2 protein-coding genes are annotated in these 1,982 nt (G+C 64.3%); one reads left to right on the plus strand and one right to left on the minus strand.

The genetic code is table 11. The annotated features are described in order from the left end of the window. The first annotated feature begins 44 nt into the window (after positions 1-44). Positions 45-965, plus strand: a complete 921-nt coding sequence (locus EN906_RS32335; protein ID WP_127272551.1) for a zinc-binding dehydrogenase — start codon at positions 45-47, stop codon at positions 963-965. Positions 966-978: 13 nt separating this feature from the next. Here EN906_RS32335 and EN906_RS32340 read toward each other — a convergent pair whose 3' ends face one another. After that, a complete protein-coding gene (locus EN906_RS32340; RefSeq protein WP_023812510.1) occupies positions 979-1,731 on the minus strand; it encodes an SDR family oxidoreductase in 753 nt (250 codons plus the stop codon). Positions 1,732-1,982: the final 251 nt, after the last annotated feature.

A 1,982-nucleotide genomic window follows, 5' to 3' on the forward strand; every position in this document is an offset into this window, starting at 1 on the left:
TTCCAACGCAAGCTGGCACCGACAAGCCAGCAACAAGGTACGCCATGCTCGCCCTGGTCATCTCTCCCGAAAGTGCGACCGGGTTGAGGCTCGCCGACGTCGCCGAGCCTCAACCGGCCTCGAATGAAGCGCTTGTCTCGGTCCACGCCACTTCGTTGAATCGCGGCGAACTGCGCCTGCTTGCCATACGCCCCAAGGGCTGGATACCCGGCCAGGACATTGCGGGGATTGTCGAACGAAGAGCAGCCGATGGTTCCGGGCCAACCGTCGGCGCCCGGGTTGTCGCGTTGGTCGACGAGGCTGGTTGGACCGAACGCATCGCAGTCCCAACCGACCGTCTCGCCGCCCTGCCGGATGACGTCAGCTTCGTTTCCGCAGCCACGCTTCCTGTCGCCGGTACGACGGCGCTGAGGACTCTACGCCATGGCGGGGACCTCGCCGGCCAGCAGGTCTTGATCACCGGCGCAAGCGGTGCGGTCGGTCGTTTCCAGATCCAGCTCGCCCGCCATCAGGGCGGATTCGTGACCGCTGTCGCCGCCGCCCGGCACGCTGAGGATCTCCGCGGCCTCGGAGCCAGGCAGGTTGTCGAAGCGATAGACCTGGCCGAGGGGCCGTTCTCGCTGATTACCGAGTCGGTTGGCGGCCAAAGCCTCGCATGCGCGATCGAACGCGTCGCCCCTGGCGGGACCATCGTCATGTTCGGTTCGAGCAGCGGCGAACTAACGCCCGTCGGATTCCGCCAGTTCGTTCCGGATCATGAAGGAGCGAGGCTTCAGACCTTCGCCTACTACACGTCCGGTCCAGGCATTGGCGAGGACATCGCCTCGCTGCTCGCTCTGGTCGCAGCCGGCCGGCTCGAAACACGCGTGGCCTTGACCGTGCCATGGACAGACATCGCCCAAGCGCTGGACGCACTGCGACAGCGCAGCTTCAGCGGCAAGGCCGTTCTCACCATAACAGGATGAGCATCCTGTTATGTCACACGTGCTGGCCGCCATTGATGTGAATTTCCGAGCCCGTCACATAGGACGCCTGCTGCGAACACAGGAAGAAGATGATGTCGGCGACTTCGGCCGTGGTGCCAAGGCGCCTGAGAGGGATGGTCTCGACGATCTTGTCAGTGCCCGGCGACAGGATCGCGGTGTCGATCTCGCCGGGCGCAATGGCATTGACGCGGATGCCGTGCGGGCCGAAATCATGTGCCATCTCGCGCGTCAGCGAGCCGAGTGCCGCCTTCGATGTGGCGTAGGCCGTGCCGGCGAAGGGATGCACGCGGGTTCCGGCGATCGAGGTTACGTTGACGATCGAGCCCTTGGCCGCCGCCAGCTCCTTGAACAGGCCGCGCGCCAGCATGATCGGCGCGAAGAAATTGACCTGGAACACGTCGCGCCAGACATGCATCGGCGTGTCGATCGAATCCATGCGGCTGTTGCCGTCCTTGAGCTTCGGCGAAATGCCGGCATTGTTGACCAGCGCATGCAACTGGCCGCCATGCGCTTCCAGCCGGTGGCGGATTTCGGAGACGGCGATGCCGACATCCTCCTGATCGGCGAGATCGACCTTGATGTGGTCTTCCGGCCCGGCCGGCCACGGGCAATCCTCGGCGAAAGCCTGCCTGGAGCAGGTGATGACGCGCCAGCCCTCGCGCGAAAAACGCTTGACGGTGGCGTGGCCAATGCCGCGGCTGGCGCCGGTCAGCACGATGGTCTTTCGGGTGTCGAGCTCAGTCATTTCAAGGTCTCCGGCCGGCAGATGTAGCCGAACGCCGCCGAGGTGGCGAGAGGCCGAAATGTCACCATTCACCTCAGAGGAGGAACCGGGAAGCCGGCTCGCCGTTGGTTCGGGAGTTGCAGGACAGGGCGCGGGGTCTCAGATCAAATCAATCGGGACAGAGCCATGACGCAGACAGCACCCCTCGACATAGCCACCGACTTCACCAAGGCGTGGACAAGCCACGACCTCGACAAAGCAGCATCCTTGGT

The sequence above is a fragment of the Mesorhizobium sp. M7A.F.Ca.CA.004.06.1.1 genome, assembly GCF_003999135.1.
Classification (GTDB): Bacteria; Pseudomonadota; Alphaproteobacteria; order Rhizobiales; family Rhizobiaceae; genus Mesorhizobium.

Coding starts and splice junctions, on each gene's coding strand:
- EN906_RS32335 (WP_127272551.1), top strand. CDS start 45: ATGCTCGCCCTGGTCATCTCTCCCGAAAGTGCGACCGGGTTGAGGCTC.
- EN906_RS32340 (WP_023812510.1), bottom strand. CDS start 1,731: ATGACTGAGCTCGACACCCGAAAGACCATCGTGCTGACCGGCGCCAGC.